Genomic DNA, 19,425 nt, shown 5'->3' with positions numbered 1-19,425 from the left:
AGTTTGACTACTTAGTCGCGTCGTGCGGCGGCCGCGGCGTTCTCGGGTCAGAATAGCGGCAACGACAACCCATGAGAGACCCCATGCGCATCGCCACCTTCAACGTCAACGGTATCAACAGCCGCCTTCCCGCCCTGCTCCAATGGCTCGAGGAGACGCAGCCCGACGTGGCGTGCCTGCAGGAGCTGAAGGCGCCGCAGGAAAAATTTCCCGAGATGGAGATCCGCGCGGCCGGCTATTGTCCGATCTGGCACGGCCAGAAAAGCTGGAACGGCGTCGCGATCCTCGCGCGCGGCGCCGAGCCGCAGGAACTCCAGCGCGGCCTGCCGGGCGACCCCGACGACGAGCAGAGCCGTTACATCGAGGCGGCCGTGAACGGCATCCTCGTCGCCTGCCTGTACCTGCCGAACGGGAACCCAGCGCCGGGCCCGAAGTTCGAGTACAAACTGCGCTGGTTCGAACGCCTGCGGCTGCGCGCGCAGGAACTGATCGCCACGGGTGCGCCCGTCGTCATCGCGGGCGACTATAACGTGATGCCGACGGAACTGGACGTCTACAAGCCGGAACGCTGGCTCGACGACGCGCTGTTCCGCCCGGAGACGCGCGCGGCCTACCAGCGCCTGCTCGACCAGGGCTGGACGGATGCCCTCCGGGCGACGCACCCCGGCGAAGTCATCTACACATTCTGGGATTATTTTCGTGACGCGTACGGCCGCAACGCGGGCCTGCGCATCGACCACCTGCTGCTGAGCCCGGCCCTCGCCCCGAAGCTGAAGGCGGCCGGCGTCGACCGCGACGTGCGCGGGCGCGAGAAGCCGAGCGACCATGCGCCCACTTGGGTGGAGTTGGACTGGCCGAAGTTGGCGTAAGGCCACGTCGTTCCCGCGAAGGCGGGAACCCATACTGAACTACAGAATCCCGTATATCAAAGATACCGCAGGCGCTTGACGGTACAACTTCGGCGCATCGGCATGGGTTCCCGCGTGCGCGGGAACGACGGTGTGTCAGCCGCCCGCAGTCCGCCGCAACGGCGGCCGTCCCAGCACCATGCCCAGTTGCAGCGCGCTGTCGGTAACGACCTCGATATCCGGCGTGTACCCATCCTCGATCCAGCGCAGCGCGATGTGGATCACGCCGCCGACGATGCCCGCTTCCAGCAGCGGGTCGGCCGGCACGCCGGGCGGCACGACGTAGCGCCCGACCTGTTCGCCGATGGCGCGCAGCGCGGCATCGAACGCCTTGTCGACGGCCCGGCTGACGCCGCGGATCTCGACGAGGAACACGCGCGCCGAACGGGGCTCGCGCTGCAGCGCCGCGAAATACGTGTGCAGCATCGCACGGGCCCGCGCGACCCGGCTGCGGCCGGCCTGCTGGGCCGCTTCCGTGAGCTCGCCCAGCACGCTGTACGTGACGGCGTTGAACGACGCGATCAACAACTCTTCGCTGTTCGCGAAGGATTCATAGAAATAACGTTCGGTCAGCCCGGCGGCCTCGCAGACGGCCTTGACGGTCGACTGGCGGTAGCCGCGTTCGCCATACACGGCGACGGCCGCCGCGATCAGTTGCGCGCGCCGCTGCGCACGCCGTTCGTCTTGCGGGACGCCACGATAAGGCCGGGCAGGTTGTGAAGTTTCTGGAGGCATCCTTCTATTTTCGCACAGAACGTTGCTTATCAATATGTGACAATACACGGTGTCAGTAGCATTCCAAATACAACGAGACACGCCATGACCGAAGCCGCCGCGGCGCCCTTTTTCGACGTCCTCATCGTCGGCGCCGGCCTGTCCGGCATCGGCGCCGCCTGGCACCTGCAGCGGGGCTGCACCGGCAAGACCTGGGCCATCCTGGAAGCACGCGCCGCGCTCGGCGGCACGTGGGATCTGTTCCGCTATCCCGGCGTGCGCTCGGACTCCGACATGTATACCCTCGGTTACGCGTTTCGACCCTGGACTGAAGGCAAGGCGATTGCGGACGGGCCATCCATCCGGCGCTATATCGCGCAGACGGCGCGCGACAACGGCATCGACCGCCACATCCGCTACGGCCACAAGGTCGTCGGCGCGCACTGGTCGAGCATCGACGCGTGCTGGCGGGTGGAGGCGGAGCACGACGGCCAGCGCGTGTGGCTGCGCACCCGCTTCCTGGCCATGTGCAGCGGCTACTACAGCTACGACGAGGCATACCGCCCTCGCTTCGACAGCGAGGACGCGTTCGCCGGCCGGATCGTGCAGCCGCAGTTCTGGCCCGCCGGCCTGGATTACCGGGGCCGGCGCGTGGTCGTCGTCGGCAGCGGCGCCACGGCCGTGACGCTCGTGCCCGCGCGGGCGCGGGACGCCGCCCACGTGACGATGCTGCAGCGCTCCCCGACCTACGTCGTGAGCCGCCCGTCCGAGTACGGCTTCGCGCAGCGCCTGCGCCGCTGGCTGCCGGCGCGCGCCGCGTACGCGCTGACGCGCTGGCGCGTGATCGTCGAGAGCATGCTGCTGTACCGCGTCGCGCGGTCGAAGCCGGAGCTCGCGAAACGCAGGATCGTCGAGATGGCCCGCCACCAGCTGGGCCCGGGCTACGACGTGGACACCCATTTCACGCCCGGCTACAAGCCGTGGGACCAGCGCGTGTGCGTCGTGCCGGACGGCGACCTGTTCCGCGCGATCCGCACCGGCCGTGCGAGCGTGGCGACGGACCGCATCCGGCGCTTCACGCCGGAAGGCCTGCTGCTGGAATCCGGCAAACTGCTGCCCGCTGACGTCGTCGTGCTAGCGACGGGCCTCAGGATCAAGCTGCTGGGCGGCGTCGCCATCACCGTGGACGGCAAGCCGTTCCGTCCGAACGACGCCATGTCGTACAAGGGCATGATGGTGTCCGGCCTGCCGAACTGCGTGATGACGTTCGGGTACACGAACGCGTCGTGGACGCTGAAGGCCGACCTGACGGCCGCCTGGGTCGTGCGCCTGCTGCGCCACATGGATCGCAAGGGACAGGACGTCGCCGTCGTGCACCGCGAACCGGGCGTCGAACCGGAACCGTTCCTCGGTTTCACGTCGGGCTATGTGCAGCGCGCCCGCGCCGAGCTGCCGCAGCAGGGCTCGCGCAAGCCGTGGCAGGTCTACCAGAACTATGTGCAGGACATGCTGACGATCCGCTACGGCCGCATCGCGGACGGCGTCCTGCGTTTCGGCCGCAAAGGCGCCTTGCCTTGAACCTGCGCGACCGCGCTGCCGGAACGCCTGCCCCCCTTTCCCGGAACCTACTCAAGAAAGCGATCGAACGATGACTCTCGTGCCGATACTCCTCGCCGTCCTCGCGTTGCCAGTGTTCGTGGCCTTTGTGTTCACGCTGTGGACCGCGCGCAAGGTCGAAGCCGTGCTGCCGCCGCAGGGCCGCTTCGTCGACGTGCCCGGCGCGCGCCTGCACATCCAGGAATTCGACGGCGGCGGTCCGGACCTGCCCCCGCTGCTCCTCGTGCACGGCCTCGCGGGCCAGCTCGCGCACTACACGTACGGCGTGACTGGCCGGCTGGCCGGGCGCTACCGCATGATCGCCGTCGACCGCGCCGGCTCCGGCTTTTCCACGCGCGCGCCCGGCACGCCGGCGGACCTGGACACGCAGGCCGCCATGCTCGCCGCGCTGATCGAACAATTGAAACTGGAGCGTCCGCTCGTCGTGGGCCATTCGCTGGGCGGCGCACTCGCCCTCGCGCTCGCGCTGCGGCATCCGCACCGCGTCGGCGGCCTCGCGCTGGTCGCACCGCTGACGCACATGCAGGAACACGTGCCGCCGGTGTTCGAGGGCCTGACGATCGTGTCGCCGACCTGGCGCAAGATCGCCGCATGGACCCTCGCGATTCCCGCGGCGATCCGGAACAGCCGCGTGGCCCTGGGCCAGGTGTTCGGCCCGGAAGCCGTGCCGGCGGATTTCGCGACGCACGGCGGCGGGCTGCTCGGCCTGCGCCCCAGTGCCTTCCTGGCCGCGTCCGACGACCTGCGCGCGCTCCCCGACTGCCTGCCGGCACAGGAGACGCGCTACGGCGAACTGCAGGTCCCCGTCAGCATCCTGTACGGCAAGGACGACCGCATCCTCGACTGGCGGGCGCACGGCCAGGCGCTCGCGGACAAGGTGCGTGGAGCGCGGCTGGAACTGATCGAGGGCGGCCACATGCTGCCCATCACGAATCCGGAGGCGACGGCCGCGTTCATCGACGCGGCCGCGGCTCAGGCGACGCTGTCCGCCAGCGCCGCCGTCAACGCGGCCAGGTCGTAGGGCTTGCGTAGCACGACGGCATCCGGCCAGTTGTTGACTTCCCCCTTCCCCGTTGCGAACACGATGCGGATGCCGGGCGCCAGGGTGCGGGCCTGGGCGGCCAGCAGGTCGCCGGACATGCCGGGCAACAGTACGTCCGTGATCAGCACATCCGACGCGGACGACATGAGCCCGAGCGCCTGCTCCGCATCGACGGCTTCCAGCACCTCGTGGCCCAGGTGGCGCAGCAGCGCCGCGGTCGAGTCGCGGATCTCGTCCTCGTCTTCCACCAGCACGATGCGCAGGCGGCCCGGGTCGGGCGCGCGCCCGGCCGAAGTCGCGGCGGGCGGCGCGCTGTCCACGTGGACGCGGTTGCGCTGGTTCGCGAGCACCTGGCGGATGCGGCGCGCCAGGCTTTCGCGCGTGTACGGCTTGCCCAGCAGTTCCACGCCGGGGTCGAGGCGGCCGCCGTGCACGATCGAGTTTTCCGTGTACCCGGACGTGAACAGCACGGCGAGGTTCGGCAGCCGTTCGCGCGCCATACGGGCGAGGTCCGGGCTGCGCAGGGTGCCGGGCATGACGACGTCGGTGAACAGCACGTCGATCGGCACGCCGGATTCCACCACCGCGAGCGCGCTGGCCGCGTCGGCCGCCTTCAGCACGCGGTAGCCGAGCTGGGTCAGCATCTCGACGACGGTCGTGCGCACGGCTTCGTCGTCTTCCGCGACGAGGATCGTCTCGGTGCCGCCGACGGCCGGCTGGTGCGGATCCATAGGGCCCAGGGGTTCCTCGGCCGCCGTCGTGCGCGGCAGATACAGCTTCACCGTCGTGCCCTGCCCCGGCTCGCTGTAGATCTTGACGTGGCCGCCGGACTGCTTGACGAAGCCATACACCATCGACAGGCCGAGGCCGGAACCTTTACCCTCTGCCTTCGTCGAGAAGAACGGCTCGAACGCCTGGCGCAGCACGTCCGGCGTCATGCCGCTGCCCGTGTCCGTCACGGCCAGCATCACGTACTGGCCCGGCGCCACGTCGCCGTGCGTGCGGCAGTACAAATCGTCGAGGATGGCGTTGTGCGCCTCGATGGTCAGCTTGCCCGCGCCGGACATGGCGTCGCGCGCATTGATGGCAAGGTTGAGGATCGCGTTCTCGACCTGCGCCACGTCGACCGCCGTGTTCCACAATCCACCCGAGATCGCGAGCTCCACCTCGATCTCTTCGCCGAGCGCACGGCGCAGCATGTCTTCCATGCCCGTCACCACGCGGCCGATCTTGACCACCTTCGGTTCCAGCGGCTGGCGGCGGCCGAACGCGAGCAGGTAGCTCGCCAGCTTCGCGCCCTTCCCGACCGCGGAGCGCGCATTGCCGATCCAGCGTTGGACCTCCGCGCTCCCCGTGTTCATTTCCAGCAGCTGCAGGTTGCCCGAGATGATCTGCAGGAGGTTGTTGAAATCGTGCGCCACGCCGCCCGTCAGCTTGCCGATCGTCTCCATCTTCTGCGACTGCTGCAGCGCCAGTTCCGTGCGGCGGATCTGCTCCGCCTGTTCGCGGTCGGCCGTGATGTCGCGGCCGATCGCGTGGATGAAATCGGCGTCCGGCGCCGCGGTCCACGACAGCAGGCAATAGCTGCCGTCCTTGCGCCGGTAGCGGTTCTCGAATTTATAGACGTAGTGGCCCTCGCCCAGCGACGCCATCTGGGCCATCGTCGCGGCCTGGTCGTCCGGGTGCACGAGCTGCAGGAAGTTCTTGCCGACGATGTCGTGCTCGGTCCAGCCGAGCAGCGATCCGAACGACGGACTGACGGCTTCGACGCTGCCGTCGAATGACGCGACGAGCATGACGTCGCGCGACAGGCGCCACATCCGGTCGCGCTCCGCCGTGCGCCGCGCGACCGTCGATTCCAGGTCCGTGTTCAGCGCGGCGAGGCGGTGCGCGATGACCTTCTGGTCTTCGATGTCGATGCTGGTGCCGATCCAGCGGGCCACGTTGCCGTCCCCGTCGCGCAGCGCGACGGCGCGCGACAGATGCCAGCGGTACGTGCCGTCCGCCCCACGCAGGCGGAATTCGGCGTCGTACGGCGCGCCCGACGCCACGGCGACGGCCCAGCGCTCCTGCGCGCCCGGCAGGTCGTCGGGATGGACGGTGGCCGTCCACGCGCTGCCGGCCAGGGTGTCGTGATCGCGGCCGCTGTACGCGTACACGTGCGTATTGAACCAATCGAGCTTGCCGTCCCGCGTCGCTGTCCACACCTGGTTCGGCATCGCCTCGGCGAATGTACGGAATTTTTCCTCGCTCTCGCGCAATGCCCGCTCGGCCTCGACGCGCACCGTGACGTCGCCGCCCTGCACGAAGATACCGAACACGGCGCCGTCCTCGCGCTTGACGGGCTGGTAGACGAAATCGACATAGTGCAGGCGCCGTTCGCCATCGCTGCCCGCCAGCCACAGCGGGCTCGCGGTCGCGGTGTAGGTCGTGCCGGAGAGGTAGACCTGGTCGAGGATCGCGATCACGCCCTGGGGCACCGTCTCCGGCAAAGCCTCGCGCAGCGGCTTGCCGAGCAGGTCGCGCTGGCCGGCGAGCGCGCGGTAGGCGGCGTTCGCGGACTGGATCACATGGTCGGCGCCCGCCAGCTGGGCCATGAAGCCGGGCGCCTGCTCGAACATGGTCTGCAGGCGGCCGTGTTCTCCGCTCAGCCAGCGCTCGGCGCGCACCTTGGCCGTCGTCTCGACGACGATGGCGATCACGCCGACGACGGCGCCGGCCGCGTCGACGATCGGCGAGTAGTCGAGATTCATCCACACCGGCTCGGGCTTGCCGCTGCGGTGCAGGGTCAGTTCCTGGTCGCGGTACGACAGCGTGCCGCCGGCCAGCCCGACTTTCATCACGTTGTCGTTGAAGTCGGCCACTTCGGGCCAGCCTTCGCGCACCCTGGAGCCGAGCAGGCGCGGATGGCGCCCGCCCGCGAAGCCGGAATAGGCGTCGTTGTAGATCATGACGCCGTCCTCGCCCCATAACGTGACGATCGGCACGGGCGAGCGCAGGATCAGTTCGACGGTCGTCCGTACGACGTCCGGCCAGCGGCAGATGGGGCCGAGGCTCGTGCCGCCCCAGTCGTAGTCGTCGATGATTCCGCCCAGCAGGCCGCCGCCCGCGCCGAAGGTCCTGACCGGAGCCGCCTGAGTCAACATCGTGTGGATCTGCCCGCTGGATGATTGAGAAGTCCGCGATTTTAAGCGCGTATGCAATCGTGCGGCCACACGATTGGCGACCTTGTCCGGATCGCCCCCCGTTCGCTGCACCGCATGCTAAGGTGCGGGCCAGATGCGGCGGCCGCGCGCGCGGCGATCTCGCACCGGCATGCTGCAGGGCAGCACGAAAATTCCCGGCGAAAGCACCCGTGCGCCGTCTTTCCGGAATTAATATGTTGCTGCCGCACACACACCTTACCAAGGGGGACAGCGTTTATGAGCCAGAGTACACCTCTGTCGCTGCACGTCCCGGAGCCTACCGGCCGCCCGGGTTGCAAGACCGATTTTTCTTACCTCGACATCCACCAGGCCGGCGACACGCCGCGGCCGCCCGTCGACGTCCGCTACCAGGACACGGCGGCACTCGCCGCCGGCATGATCCGCGTGCTGGACGACGACGGCAATGCCGTCGGGCCGTGGGATCCGGGCCTCGACCGCGACACCTTGCGCTTCGGCCTGAGAACGATGATGAAGACCCGTATCTTCGACGCGCGCATGGTGATCGCCCAGCGCCAGAAGAAGCTGTCGTTCTACATGACCTCGCTCGGCGAGGAAGCCATCGGCAGCGCCCATGCGCTCGCCCTGAGGGATGGCGACATGTGCTTCCCCACCTACCGCCAGCAAAGCCTGCTGATGGCGCGCGAGTATCCGCTCGTGGACATGGTGTGCCAGCTGCTGTCGAACGAAGCGGACCCGCTGAAGGGCCGCCAGCTTCCGGTGATGTATTCCGTGAAGAACAAGGGCTTCTTCACGATCTCGGGCAACCTCGCCACGCAGATCCCGCAGGCGGTCGGCTGGGCGATGGCCTCCGCGATCAAGGGCGACACGAAGATCGCGTCCGGCTGGATCGGCGACGGCGCCACGGCGGAAAGCGATTTCCACACGGGCCTCACGTTCGCGCACGTGTACCAGGCGCCCGTGATCCTGAACGTCGTCAACAACCAGTGGGCGATCTCCACGTTCCAGGCCATCGCGGGCGGCGAGAGCGTCAGCTTCGCCGCCCGGGGCGTCGGCGCAGGGATCGCGTCCCTGCGGGTGGACGGCAACGATTTCCTGGCCGTGTATGCCGCGTCGTGCTGGGCGGCGGAGCGCGCGCGCTCCAATCTGGGACCCACGCTGATCGAATGGGTGACGTACCGCGCCGGGCCGCACTCGACGTCGGACGACCCGTCGCGCTACCGGCCCGCCGACGAATGGACCTACTTCCCGCTGGGCGACCCGATCGGCCGCCTGCGCCGCCACCTGATCGGCAAAGGCTGGTGGTCGGACGCGGAACACGAGGCGCTGCAGGCCGAACTGGAAGCCGAGGTGCTGGCCGCGCAAAAGGAAGCGGAACGCCACGGCACGCTGATCGACGGCCGCGTGCCGAGCGCCGCGTCGATGTTCGAGGACGTCTACAAGGAGATGCCCGAACACCTGCGCCGTCAACGCCAGCAACTGGGGGTGTGACATGAAGCGCGACATCGACAACGACATCAAGACCACCCCGATGACGATGATCCAGGCGCTCCGTTCGGCCATGGACGTCATGCTCGGGCGCGACGACAACGTCGTCATCTACGGCCAGGACGTGGGCTATTTCGGCGGCGTGTTCCGCGTGACCGACGGCCTGCAGGCGAAATACGGCAAGCAGCGCTGCTTCGACGCGCCGATCTCGGAAGGCGGCATCGTCGGCACGGCGGTGGGCATGGCGGCGTACGGCCTGCGTCCCGTCGTCGAGATCCAGTTCGCCGACTATTTCTATCCCGCGACCGACCAGATCGTGTCGGAAGCGGCGCGCCTGCGCTACCGCTCCGCCGGCGATTTCACCGCGCCGCTGACGATCCGCATGCCCTGCGGCGGCGGCATCTACGGCGGCCAGACGCACAGCCAGAGCCCGGAAGCGTTCTTCACGCACGTGTGCGGGCTGCGCACGGTGATGCCGTCGAATCCGTACGACGCGAAAGGCCTGTTGATCGCCGCGATCGAGAACGACGACCCCGTCATCTTCCTGGAGCCGAAGCGGCTGTACAACGGCCCGTTCGACGGCCACCACGACCGCCCCGTCGTCTCCTGGGCCAAGCACCCGAAGGGCGAAGTCCCGGAAGGCTATTACACGGTCCCGCTGGACAAGGCCGCCGTGTTCCGCGAAGGGAGCGACCTTACCGTGCTCACCTACGGCACGATGGTGTGGGTGTCCGAGGCGGCCGCGAACGAGACGGGCATCGACGCCGAGATCATCGACTTGCGCACCCTGTGGCCGCTGGACCTGGAGACGGTCATCGCATCCGTCAGCAAGACGGGCCGTTGCGTCGTCGTCCACGAAGCGACCCGTACGAGTGGCTTCGGCGCGGAACTCGCGGCCATCGTGCAGGAACACTGCTTCTACCACCTGGAAGCACCCATCGAGCGCGTGACGGGCTGGGACACGCCTTACCCGCATGCGCAGGAATGGGCGTATTTCCCGGGACCGGACCGCGTGGGCGCGGCATTCAAACGAGCGATGGAGGCGTGATGGGACAGCATGTGATCAAGATGCCGGACCTGGGCGAAGGCATCGCGGAAGTGGAAGTCGTCGCCTGGCGCGTGCAGCCGGGCGACGCGATCGTCGAAGACCAGGTCCTGGCCGACGTCATGACGGACAAGGCGACGGTGGAGATTCCGTCGCCGGTGCACGGGACCGTGATTGCTCTCGGCGGCAAGGTCGGGGAATCGCTGGCGGTCGGTGCGGAGCTGATCCGGCTGGAAGTGGAAGGTGCGGGGAATGCGCAGGCGGCACCGCCGGCGGCCGACGAACCCGCGGAGGTCCCGCACGGCTTCGTGCCGGAGCCGCCGCGCGTGGCGGAGGCCGCGGCGAGCGTCGCGCAGGCGGCGCCGGCGGTCGCCCCGCCGCCGCCGCGTCCCGCACCCGCGCGTGCGCCTGCGCCTGCGCCGGCGTTACGCGCGGCGGGCGAAAAACCGCTGGCCGCGCCGGCCGTGCGCAAGCGCGCGTGGGACCTGGGCATCGAGCTGCAATACGTGGCCGGCAGCGGTCCCGCGGGCCGCATCACGCACGCGGACCTCGATGCGCATGTGGCGGGTCGCGGCCGCGCTGCGGGCGCGGACGGGCGTTATGCGCAACTGGAAGGCGAGGAAGCCGTCCCCGTGATCGGCCTGCGCCGCAAGATCGCGGAGAAGATGCAGCTGGCGAAGCGCCAGATCCCGCATTTCACGTACGTCGAGGAAGTCGACGTGACCGAACTGGAAGCGCTGCGCGGCCAGCTGAATGCGCGCTACGGCGAAGAACGGGGCAAGCTCACCCTGCTGCCGCTGCTGATGCGCGCCGTCGTCCTCGCCCTTCGCCGCTTCCCCGACGTGAACGCCCGCTACGACGACCAGGCGAACGTGGTGACGCGCTACGCGCCCGTCCACATGGGCATCGCGACGCAGACGGATGCCGGCCTGATGGTGCCCGTCGTGCGCCATGCGGAAGCGCGCGATCCGTGGTCCAGCGCGGCGGAAATCGCCCGGCTGGCGGATGCGGCGCGCCATGGCAAGGCGGCGCGCGACGAGTTGTCCGGCTCGACGATCACGCTCACGAGCCTCGGCGCGCTGGGCGGCATCGCCAGCACGCCCGTCATCAACCACCCGGAAGTCGCGATCGTGGGCGTGAACCGCATCGTCGACCGGCCCGTCATCCGCAACGGCGGCACGGTGGCGCGCAAGCTGATGAACCTGTCGTCGTCGTTCGACCACCGCGTCATCGACGGCATGGTGGCGGCGGAATTCATCCAGGCCGTGCGCTCGTATCTCGAGTCGCCGGCCACCCTGTTCGTGGAGTGAGCGCATGACGGTCAAGACAGAGAACACCACCCTCCTCGTCATCGGCGGCGGCCCGGGCGGCTACGTCGCGGCGATCCGCGCCGGCCAGCTGGGCATCCCGACCGTGCTCGTCGAAGGCGCGGACCTGGGCGGCACGTGCCTGAACATCGGCTGTATCCCGTCCAAGGCGCTGATCCACGCGGCGGACGCGTTCCACCAGGCCGCCAGCTACGCCGGCGCGTCGCCGCTCGGCATCCGCACGGGCGCGCCGACCATCGACGTCGCGCAAACGGTCGCGTGGAAGGACGGCATCGTCAAGCGCCTGACCGGCGGCGTCGGCGCGCTGCTGAAGAAGAACGGCGTGAAGGTCGTGCAAGGCTGGGCGCGCATCCTGGACGGCAAGACGGTCGAGGTGGGCGACCTGCGGATCCGCTGCGAACACCTGCTGCTCGCGACCGGCTCCGTGCCCGCCGAACTGCCGTCCATGCCGTTCGGCGGCAACGTCGTGTCGTCGACGCAAGCGCTGGCCCCCGAGACGCTGCCGGCACACCTGGTCGTCGTCGGCGCCGGTTACATCGGCCTGGAACTGGGCATCGCCTACCGCAAGCTGGGCGCGCGGGTGACGGTCGTGGAAGCGGCCGGCCGCGTGCTGCCCGCCTACGACGACGAACTCGTGGAACCCGTCGGGGCAAGCCTGAAGCGGCTGGGCATCGACCTCCACCTGGAATCGAGCGTGCTGGGCTTGGCAAAGAATGGCCTCAGCGACGGCTGCCGAGGCATCCGCATGAAGAACGGCGGCGGCGACGAGGTCGTGCTGGACGCGGACCGCGTGCTCGTCGCCGTCGGCCGCCGGCCGCGCCCGGAAGGCTACGGGCTGGAGAGCCTGCTGCTCGACATGAACGGGCGCTACGTCCGCATCGACAACCAGTGCCGCACGTCGATGCGCAACGTGTGGGCCATCGGCGACCTCACGGGCGAGCCGATGCTGGCGCACCGCGCGATGGCCCAGGGCGAGATGGTGGCCGAGATCATCGCGGGCAAGCGCCGCCATTTCACACCGAGCGCGATTCCCGCCGTCTGCTTCACGGACCCGGAAGTGGTCGTCGTGGGCATGACGCCGCAGGAAGCGGCTGCGCTGGGCCTCGATTGCATCGACGCGAGCTTCCCGTTCGCCGCCAACGGCCGGGCGATGACGTTGGAGTCCACGGACGGCTTCGTACGCGTGGTCGCCCGCAAGGACAATCACGTGATCGTCGGCTGGCAGGCCGTCGGCGGTGCGGTGTCGGAACTGTCGACGGCGTTCGTGCAATCGATCGAGATGGGCGCGCAGCTGGAGGATGTCGCGGGCGCGATCCACGCCCATCCGACGCTGGGCGAGGCCGTGCAGGAAGCGGCGCTGCGCGCGCTGGGCCACGCGCTGCATATCTAAAAAAACGCACGGGCGAAGCGGCGCCGCCCCCGACGCCCTCCGCCCGTACCGCGCACCAGACCGCTGGCACGCCCCCGATCCCGGACCCGCCGGGCCTTACTCCGGCGCCTTGTCGTCGTCCGACTGGCGGCTGCCCGCGTTGCCGGTACTCAGGCTGCCGATACCGCCGAGTCCGGTCTGCAACTCACCCGCTTCCTCGCCGACGAAGCCTTCGCTGTCGCGTTCAGCATCATTGCTCAGCAAATCGTCCGCCCTGCCTTTTTGCAGGTTGCGGCCGGTATCCGACTGGGCATTCGTGCCGGTACCGCCGACCCCAAGCGTACCTGCCGAACTCGTGCCGTCCTTCGTCACCTGATCGTAGTTGCGCCCCTTGGCGTTGTTGCCTTCGCTCTGCATGGACATGGGATTCTCCATTCGTTCGCGTTGACGATCATCTTAATCCTCCCGTAGCCGCCGCCTATAGGCACGCGCCCGGCTGGCTTGTAGGACATGTCGGGCGAGAATGACGCAAGGCATGTCTTGTATGCTATAAAACGATGTTGCAATTGATGAATGACGAATGAACGAACCGAACATCCTGGTGATCTACGCCCACCCGGCGCCGCACCGCTCGCCCGTCCACCGCCGCCTCGCCGAGACGGCACGGGCGCTGCCCGGCGTCGAGCTGTGCGACCTGTACCAACGCTATCCCGATTTCGATATCGACGGCGAGCAGGAGCGCGAGCGGCTGCGTGCCGCCCACCTGCTCGTGTTCCTGCACCCGTTCCGCTGGTATGGCATGCCGTCCATCGTCAAGGAATGGATGGACGTCGTGCTGCAGCCCGGCTGGGCCTATAACGATTACGCCCACACGGGCGAGTGCGCGCTGCGCGGGAAAAGCTTCTGGCTCGTGACGACGACGGGCAGCGGTCCGGACGCCTACCAGCCCGGCGGCCTGCACGGCCGGCCGTTCGCCGACTTCCTCGCGCCGTACGAAGCGACGGCCGCCCTGTGCGGCATGGACTGGATCGCGCCGCTCGTCATGCACGGCGCCGCACAGGCGACGCCGGAAGCGATCGACGCGTTCGCTGGCGAATTCCGCCATCGTCTCGAAGGCTATGCGGGGCTGGCGGCCACATCGGGGGAGCGCCCGCATGGAGCAAGTCATGGAAGATAAGCTGCTGCAAAACGCGGTCGTCTACCTCGGCGCCGCCGTACTGGTCGTCCCGCTCGCGAAGCGTCTCGGCATGGGCGCCGTGCTGGGCTATCTCGTCGCCGGGATCCTCATCGGCCCGTTCGGCCTGCGCTTCGTCGCCGATGGCGAGGACGCGCTGCACTTCGCCGAATTCGGCGTCGTGCTCCTGCTGTTCCTGATTGGCCTGGAGCTGGAACCAAGCCGCCTGTGGGCGCTGCGCCGGCCGATCTTCGGCTGGGGCGGCGCGCAGGTGCTCGGGGTCGCGGCCGGCCTGTTCGGCGCCGCGCTATTGGCCGGCATCGACTGGAAGATCGCGCTGATCGCGGGCCTGGGCCTGTCGCTGTCGTCGACCGCGATCGCCCTCGCCTCGCTGGAAGAACGCAACCTGATGCCGACACCGGCCGGCCAGGCCGGCTTCGCGATCCTGCTGTTCCAGGACATCGCCGCGATCCCGATGATCGCCATCGTGCCTTTACTGGGCGTGCCGGAATCCGCCGGTGGCGGCGGGAATGCGTGGATCGCGGCGCTGAAGGTCGCGGGCGTGCTCGCGGGTCTTGTCGTCGCGGGCCGTTTCCTGCTCCGGCCCGTGCTGCGCATCATCGCCAAGACGGATGCCCGCGAAATCTTCACCGCGTTCGCGCTGCTGCTCGTGATCGCGATCTCGCTGCTGATGCAGTGGGTGGGCATGTCGATGGCCCTCGGCGCCTTCATGGCCGGCGTGCTGCTGGCCGACTCGGAATATCGCCACGCGCTCGAGACCGACCTGGAACCGTTCAAGGGCCTGCTGCTCGGCCTCTTTTTCATCGCGGTCGGCATGTCCGTCGACTTCGCCGTGTTCCTCGCGCAGCCTGGCCTCGTGCTGGGCCTCGTCGCCGGCTTCCTGGTCATCAAGATCGCCGTGCTGTACGGCCTGTCGCGCGGGCTGAAGATCGCGCGCGGCCAACACCTGCAGTTTTCCCTTCTGCTCGCGCAGGGCGGCGAATTCGCGTTCGTCGTGTTCGGCGCGGCCGCGACGGCAAAGGTGTTCTCGCCGGACGTGGCGAACATCCTCGTCGTCGTCGTCGCGCTGTCGATGGTCGTGACGCCGCTCGCGCTGATGGCCTACGACCGCCTGTCGGCCGGCCGCGAGGGCCGCGGCGGCAAGCGCAAGGCCGACCGCATCGAGCCGAACGAGGACCACGTGATCGTCGCGGGCTTCGGCCGCTTCGGCCAGATCGTGGGCCGCTTCCTGCACGCGAACAACGTGCGCCTGACGGTGCTGGACCACGACCCGGACCAGATCGAGGTGCTGCGCCACTTCGGCTTCAAGGTGTTCTATGGCGACGCGACCCGGCCCGACCTGCTGCGCGCCGCGGGTGCGCCGAAGGCCAGAGCCGTCGTCGTCGCCATCGACGACATCGAGGACAGCCTGAAGCTCGTGGACGCCGTGCGGCGCGAGTATCCGGACCTGCCCGTGTTCGCGCGCGCCCGCAACGTCACGCACTACTACCAGCTGATGGACCGGGGCGTGGAACTGATCGAGCGCGAGACCTTTGAAGCGGCGCTGCGGCTGGGCCGCTCCGTGATGACGGCGGGCCTGGGCCAGAGCGCGTACGCCACGCGGCAGGCCGCGCTGAAATTCAGGCGCTACAACAAGCAGACGCTCGATGCGGTGTATCCGTATTACAAGGACCGCGAGACGTTCGTGTCGATGGCCAAGCAGGCGCGCGAGGAACTCGAGGCCATGATTTCGCGCGACCGCAAGGCGTTCGACGAGGAGACCGGCAGCGACTGGGACTAAGCGCGTGACGCGTCATCATCCTGCGGCGCCGGCTGGTCCGTCCACGTCGGCCCCGGCGTGGACGGCTTCCCGTCCACCCAGTCGATCCGGTCGATGCACATGCGCCGCGCCGTCTGCGCGAGGTCCCACGCGTGGTACACGATCCATGTGGACGTGCCGTCCGGCCCGGTGGTGAACGAATTGTGCCCCGGCCCCAGCAGGTCCCCGCCTTTCGGCGTACGCATGAGCAGCGCTTCGTGCCCGCCTTCCGGCCGCGTGTACGGCCCGAGCGGATCGTCCGCCACGACCCAGCTGACGCCATAATTGTCGCGCTCCCACGCGCCGCCGCTGTAGAAACAATAGTAGCGGCCGTCGTGCTGCAGCACGGCCGCGCCCTCCACCGTGTGCCAGTCGTACACGGCCCCGTACATCGTGCGGCCCTTGCGGAACACGTGCCAGTCCTCGTGCGGACGGACCACGACGCGCGGTTCGCCCGCCAGCGTCGTCATGTCGACGAGCCGGTCGACGACGATGCCCGTGCCGACGCGGTACCCGCCTTCCAGTTCCAGGAAATCGGCGCAGTAGAACAGATACCACTGCCCGTCCTCCGCACGGAACGGATGCGCGTCGATGGCGAACGGTCGATCGGGCACGAGCAGCTTGCCGCTGTCGACGAACGGGCCGGCCGGGTGGTCGGCGACGGCCACGCGCAGCTTCTGGTCCGTGCCTTCCGGCGCCGACCCGGCCGAGTAGTACATGTAGAAGCGGCCACCGTGGCTCGCGACTTCCGGCGCCCAGTAGTGCGCCTCGCCGATCGGCAGCAGCGCGTGGGCCAGCGGTTCCCATTCGACGAGATCCGTCGAGCGCAGCACCGGCACCTGGCGCCCGTCCGCGCCGCCCGGCGCCGTGCCGTACGCGTAATACACGCCGTCGTGGCGCAGCACGAACGGGTCCGCGAACACGTCCGGGTAGACCGGGTTGCGATACGTCTTCGCCATGGGCACGCTCACAGCGAGAAGCGCAGCCCGAGGCCGTACGTGGTCGGGTTGTAGCGGATGTCGCGCGGACGGATCTCGGAGCCGAGATAGCTTTCGTACTTCTCGTGCGTGAGGTTGATCGCGTCGAATTGCAGCGACAGGTTCTTGTTCAGCGCATACGACACGCTCAGGTCCACGTACGTGCTGGCCTTGACGATGCGGTCCTGGAAGAAGCGCGGCTCGGCGATCTGCTCGACGTAGTTGCCGCGGTGCGTCGCGGTCAGGCGTCCCGTGATGCCGTTCCCTTCATACAACAGCGCGAAGTTGTAGTTCTTCTTCGCGACATTCGTCAGCGCCGTCGTGCGGTATTCCGTGCTCGTCGGCGAGACGGGCGTCTGGTTGTCGCCGTCGATCCACGTGTAGTTGAACTGCGCGCCGAAATTGCTCCACGGGCCGGGCAGGAAGTCGAAGAACTTCTGGATGCCGAATTCCGCGCCGCGCAACGCGCCCTTGCCGGAATTTTGCGGACGCGTCACGCGATAGTTCTGGCCGTTGATGACCTCGCTCGACTCCATGTTCTGCAGGTAGCCCTCGATGTCGCGGTGGAATAGCGCGATCTGTGCGTAGCCGTTTTTCGGGAAGTAGTATTCGAGCGTGGCGTCCGTGTTCACGGAGCGCGTCGGCCGCAAATTCGGGTTGCCGGACGAGCCGGTGCCGGGCGCGTTGACGGTCGGAGGGATCAGCGACAGCGCCGGGTTCAGCGACACGAAGTCCGGCCGCGTGATCGTCTTGCCGACCGCGAGGTGGGACTGCAGGTTCTCGCGCCAGCCGACGACGGCCGCAACGCTGGGCAGGAAGTTGTTTTCCGTCGAGTTCACGGCGATCGGCGTCACCACGTCGCCGATGCGGCTGTTGCCGTTCAGGTTGCGCGCCACGTGGACGTAGCGCCCGCCCACCGTGCCGGACAGGTCGACGTCGCCCGCCTTCGTCTTCCAGCGCGCCGCGAGGTACACGGTGTTCGTGCCTTCGCGCTGCTCGAAGGTGCGGGTCGGATCGTCCGGCACGCGGCCCGGAGCAGCGCCGTAGAACGCGCGTACGGTGTCGGCCTGGTCGATCAGGAAGTCGCGCGACGGCGTCAGCCACGGCCCGCCGAGCCGGTCGAGGCCCGGCACCAGCGCTTCGAAGCCGGGACCGAACGCGTCGACGGGGTTCGCGCGCACCGCCCCCGCGATGTCGCTGTGGCCTTCCGCGCCGTGGAAGCTGGCGAGCCGGTTCGACAGGCGCAGGCCGGCGTCAATGCCCGAGAAGAAGCCGTCGCCGAGCCGGTACGACACGTCGCCGCGCCACTGCACCTGCTCGCCCTTCGAGATGCCCCAGTTCTGCACCATCCCGCGCAGCACGAAAGCGCGCGGGTCGCGCAGGGCGTTCGGGCTCGTGGGCGTGCTCACGCTGTTGTAGCCGCCGTGGCCGTCCGCGCCGTACGTGTAGACGCCGACGCTGGCGCCGGGGATCTGCTGGTCGACGATCACCGTGTCGTTCACGAACGTCGACTTGGTCCAGCCGAAGTTGGAGCTCGCCTTCCACGGTCCCTCGCGGTAGTTCAGGCCGAGGTTCAGGAAGTGCGACGTCGTGTGTTCCTTCACGCCCCACGTCGACGTGGCCGTGTACGGATCCCAGTCGTACGGCCCGCCATACTGCGCGGCCTGCGCGTACGCGGACTGGATCGGGCACACGACGCCTTCCGGCGTGTCGCAGTAGGCGCCCTGCGGCGCCAGCTGCACGTTGGTCAGGCGCGGCGTCCACGTCGTGATGGCGAGGATGTAATCCACTTCGCTGCGCGCGCGGTAGCCCGTGCCGAGGTATTGCACGTTCGCTTCCAGCGTCGGGTTGACCTTCCACTGGAGGGCGCCGTGGATGCTGCCGCGGTCGCGGTCGCCCGCGTTGTAGATGCCGCCCACATTGGGCAGCTCGCCGAGGCGCGCGCCCGGCGTCAATGGCGCGAGCGGACCGTCGCCCAGCCGCGTGCCGACGCCGTTCGCATCGATGGAGTGCACGCGGTCGGGGCGGTCCACCCACTGCACGGGATAGCCCCAGTGCTCGCGGTTGAACGCCACGTCGACCAGCGCGCCGATCTCGCCGTAGCTCGTGTTCCAGCGGTTGCTGGCCGAGAAGCCCGCGCCCGGATTGTTCTTGGTCGACGTCGCGTCGGACCCGCTCACCTTCTGGCGGCGGTCTTCCACGTAGCCCGTCACGTTCAGGCCCTTCAGGTCGAACGGCTGGCGCAGCCGGACGTCGATGCCGCCCGCGATGCCGCCTTCGAGCTGGTTCGGCGTCGCCGTCTTGTACACGTCCAGGCCGCCGATCGATTGCACGGGCAGGTCCTGGTACTGCAGCCGGCGCCCGTTCCCCGTGAAGTATTCCATGCCGTTCAGCGTCGTCACGACGTCCGGCAGGCCGCGGATGATCACCTGGCTGGTTTCTCCGCGGTCGCGGCCGACCTGCACGCCGGCGATCCGCTGCAGGGCGTCGCCGGCGGCGCGGTCGGGGAACTTGCCGATGTCTTCCGCGTTGATCGAGTCGACGACCTGCACGGCATCGCGCTTGATCGCCTCGGCGCTGCGGATGCTGCTGCGCAGGCCGGTCACCGTCACTTGCTGGATTTGCGCGCCCGGCGTAGGGGAAGGTTGCGCGTCGGTGGTTTGCGCAGCCGCGGCGTGCGCAAACAACACGAGGATGGCCGCGGACACGGGCCGGCGTTGGAACGTAGTCATGCGTATCTCCCGATTATTAGTAATAAGTTTTATCAGGAAGCTAACGCA

At 68.5% G+C, this 19,425-nt stretch carries 14 protein-coding genes; 9 read left to right on the top strand and 5 right to left on the bottom strand.

Annotated features, from left to right (window positions below):
* The first annotated feature begins 83 nt into the window (after nucleotides 1-83).
* Nucleotides 84-869: an exodeoxyribonuclease III gene (gene xth, locus ACEN9H_RS14285; protein WP_413675581.1), complete on the top strand. Its 786-nt coding sequence runs from the start codon at nucleotides 84-86 to the stop codon at nucleotides 867-869.
* Nucleotides 870-1,004: 135 nt separating this feature from the next.
* Here xth and ACEN9H_RS14280 read toward each other — a convergent pair whose 3' ends face one another.
* Nucleotides 1,005-1,643, bottom strand: a complete 639-nt coding sequence (locus ACEN9H_RS14280; RefSeq protein WP_413675292.1) for a TetR/AcrR family transcriptional regulator — start codon at nucleotides 1,641-1,643, stop codon at nucleotides 1,005-1,007.
* 84 nt (nucleotides 1,644-1,727) lie between these two features.
* On the opposite strand from ACEN9H_RS14280, the gene ACEN9H_RS14275 reads away from it, so the two are divergent.
* Complete coding sequence (locus tag ACEN9H_RS14275) at nucleotides 1,728-3,200, top strand: flavin-containing monooxygenase (protein WP_413675291.1); 1,473 nt, start codon at nucleotides 1,728-1,730, stop codon at nucleotides 3,198-3,200.
* 70 nt (nucleotides 3,201-3,270) lie between these two features.
* On the top strand, nucleotides 3,271-4,260 hold the full coding sequence (locus ACEN9H_RS14270) for an alpha/beta fold hydrolase (protein ID WP_413675290.1): 990 nt from the start codon (nucleotides 3,271-3,273) through the stop codon (nucleotides 4,258-4,260).
* On the opposite strand, the gene ACEN9H_RS14265 is transcribed toward ACEN9H_RS14270, so the two are convergent.
* Nucleotides 4,212-7,427: a PAS domain S-box protein gene (locus ACEN9H_RS14265; protein WP_413675289.1), complete on the bottom strand. Its 3,216-nt coding sequence runs from the start codon at nucleotides 7,425-7,427 to the stop codon at nucleotides 4,212-4,214. The genes ACEN9H_RS14270 and ACEN9H_RS14265 overlap by 49 nt on opposite strands.
* A 276-nt stretch (nucleotides 7,428-7,703) precedes the next feature.
* On the opposite strand from ACEN9H_RS14265, the gene ACEN9H_RS14260 reads away from it, so the two are divergent.
* From ACEN9H_RS14260 to lpdA, 4 genes are read left to right on the top strand one after another with little or no spacing between them, the layout of a single operon-like run.
* Nucleotides 7,704-8,936 carry a 3-methyl-2-oxobutanoate dehydrogenase (2-methylpropanoyl-transferring) subunit alpha gene (locus tag ACEN9H_RS14260; RefSeq protein WP_413675288.1) on the top strand — a complete coding sequence of 411 codons (1,233 nt, stop codon included), beginning with the start codon at nucleotides 7,704-7,706 and terminating at the stop codon, nucleotides 8,934-8,936.
* A gap of 1 nt (nucleotide 8,937) precedes the next feature.
* Complete coding sequence (locus ACEN9H_RS14255; RefSeq protein WP_413675287.1) at nucleotides 8,938-9,981, top strand: alpha-ketoacid dehydrogenase subunit beta; 1,044 nt, start codon at nucleotides 8,938-8,940, stop codon at nucleotides 9,979-9,981.
* Nucleotides 9,981-11,288, top strand: a complete 1,308-nt coding sequence (locus ACEN9H_RS14250; protein WP_413675286.1) for a dihydrolipoamide acetyltransferase family protein — start codon at nucleotides 9,981-9,983, stop codon at nucleotides 11,286-11,288. The genes ACEN9H_RS14255 and ACEN9H_RS14250 overlap by 1 nt, the downstream gene beginning before the upstream one ends.
* A gap of 4 nt (nucleotides 11,289-11,292) precedes the next feature.
* Nucleotides 11,293-12,696: a dihydrolipoyl dehydrogenase gene (lpdA, locus tag ACEN9H_RS14245; RefSeq protein ID WP_413675285.1), complete on the top strand. Its 1,404-nt coding sequence runs from the start codon at nucleotides 11,293-11,295 to the stop codon at nucleotides 12,694-12,696.
* A gap of 96 nt (nucleotides 12,697-12,792) precedes the next feature.
* On the opposite strand, the gene ACEN9H_RS14240 is transcribed toward lpdA, so the two are convergent.
* Complete coding sequence (locus ACEN9H_RS14240; RefSeq protein ID WP_160410411.1) at nucleotides 12,793-13,098, bottom strand: hypothetical protein; 306 nt, start codon at nucleotides 13,096-13,098, stop codon at nucleotides 12,793-12,795.
* Nucleotides 13,099-13,255: 157 nt separating this feature from the next.
* Here ACEN9H_RS14240 and ACEN9H_RS14235 point away from each other — a divergent pair, with 157 nt between their 5' ends.
* Entirely contained in the window at nucleotides 13,256-13,852 is a 597-nt protein-coding gene (locus ACEN9H_RS14235; protein WP_413340419.1) for an NAD(P)H-dependent oxidoreductase, read from the top strand.
* Entirely contained in the window at nucleotides 13,842-15,650 is a 1,809-nt protein-coding gene (gene kefC / locus ACEN9H_RS14230) for a glutathione-regulated potassium-efflux system protein KefC (protein WP_413340420.1), read from the top strand. The genes ACEN9H_RS14235 and kefC overlap by 11 nt, the downstream gene beginning before the upstream one ends.
* Here the strand turns inward: kefC and ACEN9H_RS14225 are convergent.
* The gene (locus ACEN9H_RS14225) at nucleotides 15,647-16,627 is read right to left on the bottom strand and encodes a glycoside hydrolase family 43 protein (RefSeq protein WP_413340422.1); all 981 of its coding nucleotides are present in this window, start codon (nucleotides 16,625-16,627) and stop codon (nucleotides 15,647-15,649) included. The genes kefC and ACEN9H_RS14225 overlap by 4 nt on opposite strands.
* Nucleotides 16,628-16,635: 8 nt before the next feature.
* Complete coding sequence (locus ACEN9H_RS14220) at nucleotides 16,636-19,377, bottom strand: TonB-dependent receptor (RefSeq protein ID WP_413675284.1); 2,742 nt, start codon at nucleotides 19,375-19,377, stop codon at nucleotides 16,636-16,638.
* Nucleotides 19,378-19,425 lie beyond the last annotated feature (48 nt).

This window comes from Massilia cellulosiltytica, assembly GCF_047325105.1.
In the GTDB taxonomy this organism is placed as follows: Bacteria; Pseudomonadota; Gammaproteobacteria; order Burkholderiales; family Burkholderiaceae_D; genus Telluria; species Telluria orientalis.
This window is presented reverse-complemented; position numbering and strand designations above follow the sequence as displayed.

Bases quoted from the DNA above. Each gene is read 5' to 3' on its own strand.
- ACEN9H_RS14255 (WP_413675287.1), top strand. From the start codon at position 8,938: ATGAAGCGCGACATCGACAACGACATCAAGACCACCCCGATGACGATG.
- kefC (WP_413340420.1), top strand. From the start codon at position 13,842: ATGGAAGATAAGCTGCTGCAAAACGCGGTCGTCTACCTCGGCGCCGCC.
- ACEN9H_RS14250 (WP_413675286.1), top strand. From the start codon at position 9,981: ATGGGACAGCATGTGATCAAGATGCCGGACCTGGGCGAAGGCATCGCG.
- ACEN9H_RS14220 (WP_413675284.1), bottom strand. From the start codon at position 19,377: ATGACTACGTTCCAACGCCGGCCCGTGTCCGCGGCCATCCTCGTGTTG.
- lpdA (WP_413675285.1), top strand. From the start codon at position 11,293: ATGACGGTCAAGACAGAGAACACCACCCTCCTCGTCATCGGCGGCGGC.
- ACEN9H_RS14265 (WP_413675289.1), bottom strand. From the start codon at position 7,427: ATGTTGACTCAGGCGGCTCCGGTCAGGACCTTCGGCGCGGGCGGCGGC.
- xth (WP_413675581.1), top strand. From the start codon at position 84: ATGCGCATCGCCACCTTCAACGTCAACGGTATCAACAGCCGCCTTCCC.
- ACEN9H_RS14280 (WP_413675292.1), bottom strand. From the start codon at position 1,643: ATGCCTCCAGAAACTTCACAACCTGCCCGGCCTTATCGTGGCGTCCCG.
- ACEN9H_RS14260 (WP_413675288.1), top strand. From the start codon at position 7,704: ATGAGCCAGAGTACACCTCTGTCGCTGCACGTCCCGGAGCCTACCGGC.
- ACEN9H_RS14275 (WP_413675291.1), top strand. From the start codon at position 1,728: ATGACCGAAGCCGCCGCGGCGCCCTTTTTCGACGTCCTCATCGTCGGC.
- ACEN9H_RS14225 (WP_413340422.1), bottom strand. From the start codon at position 16,627: ATGGCGAAGACGTATCGCAACCCGGTCTACCCGGACGTGTTCGCGGAC.
- ACEN9H_RS14240 (WP_160410411.1), bottom strand. From the start codon at position 13,098: ATGTCCATGCAGAGCGAAGGCAACAACGCCAAGGGGCGCAACTACGAT.
- ACEN9H_RS14235 (WP_413340419.1), top strand. From the start codon at position 13,256: ATGAACGAACCGAACATCCTGGTGATCTACGCCCACCCGGCGCCGCAC.
- ACEN9H_RS14270 (WP_413675290.1), top strand. From the start codon at position 3,271: ATGACTCTCGTGCCGATACTCCTCGCCGTCCTCGCGTTGCCAGTGTTC.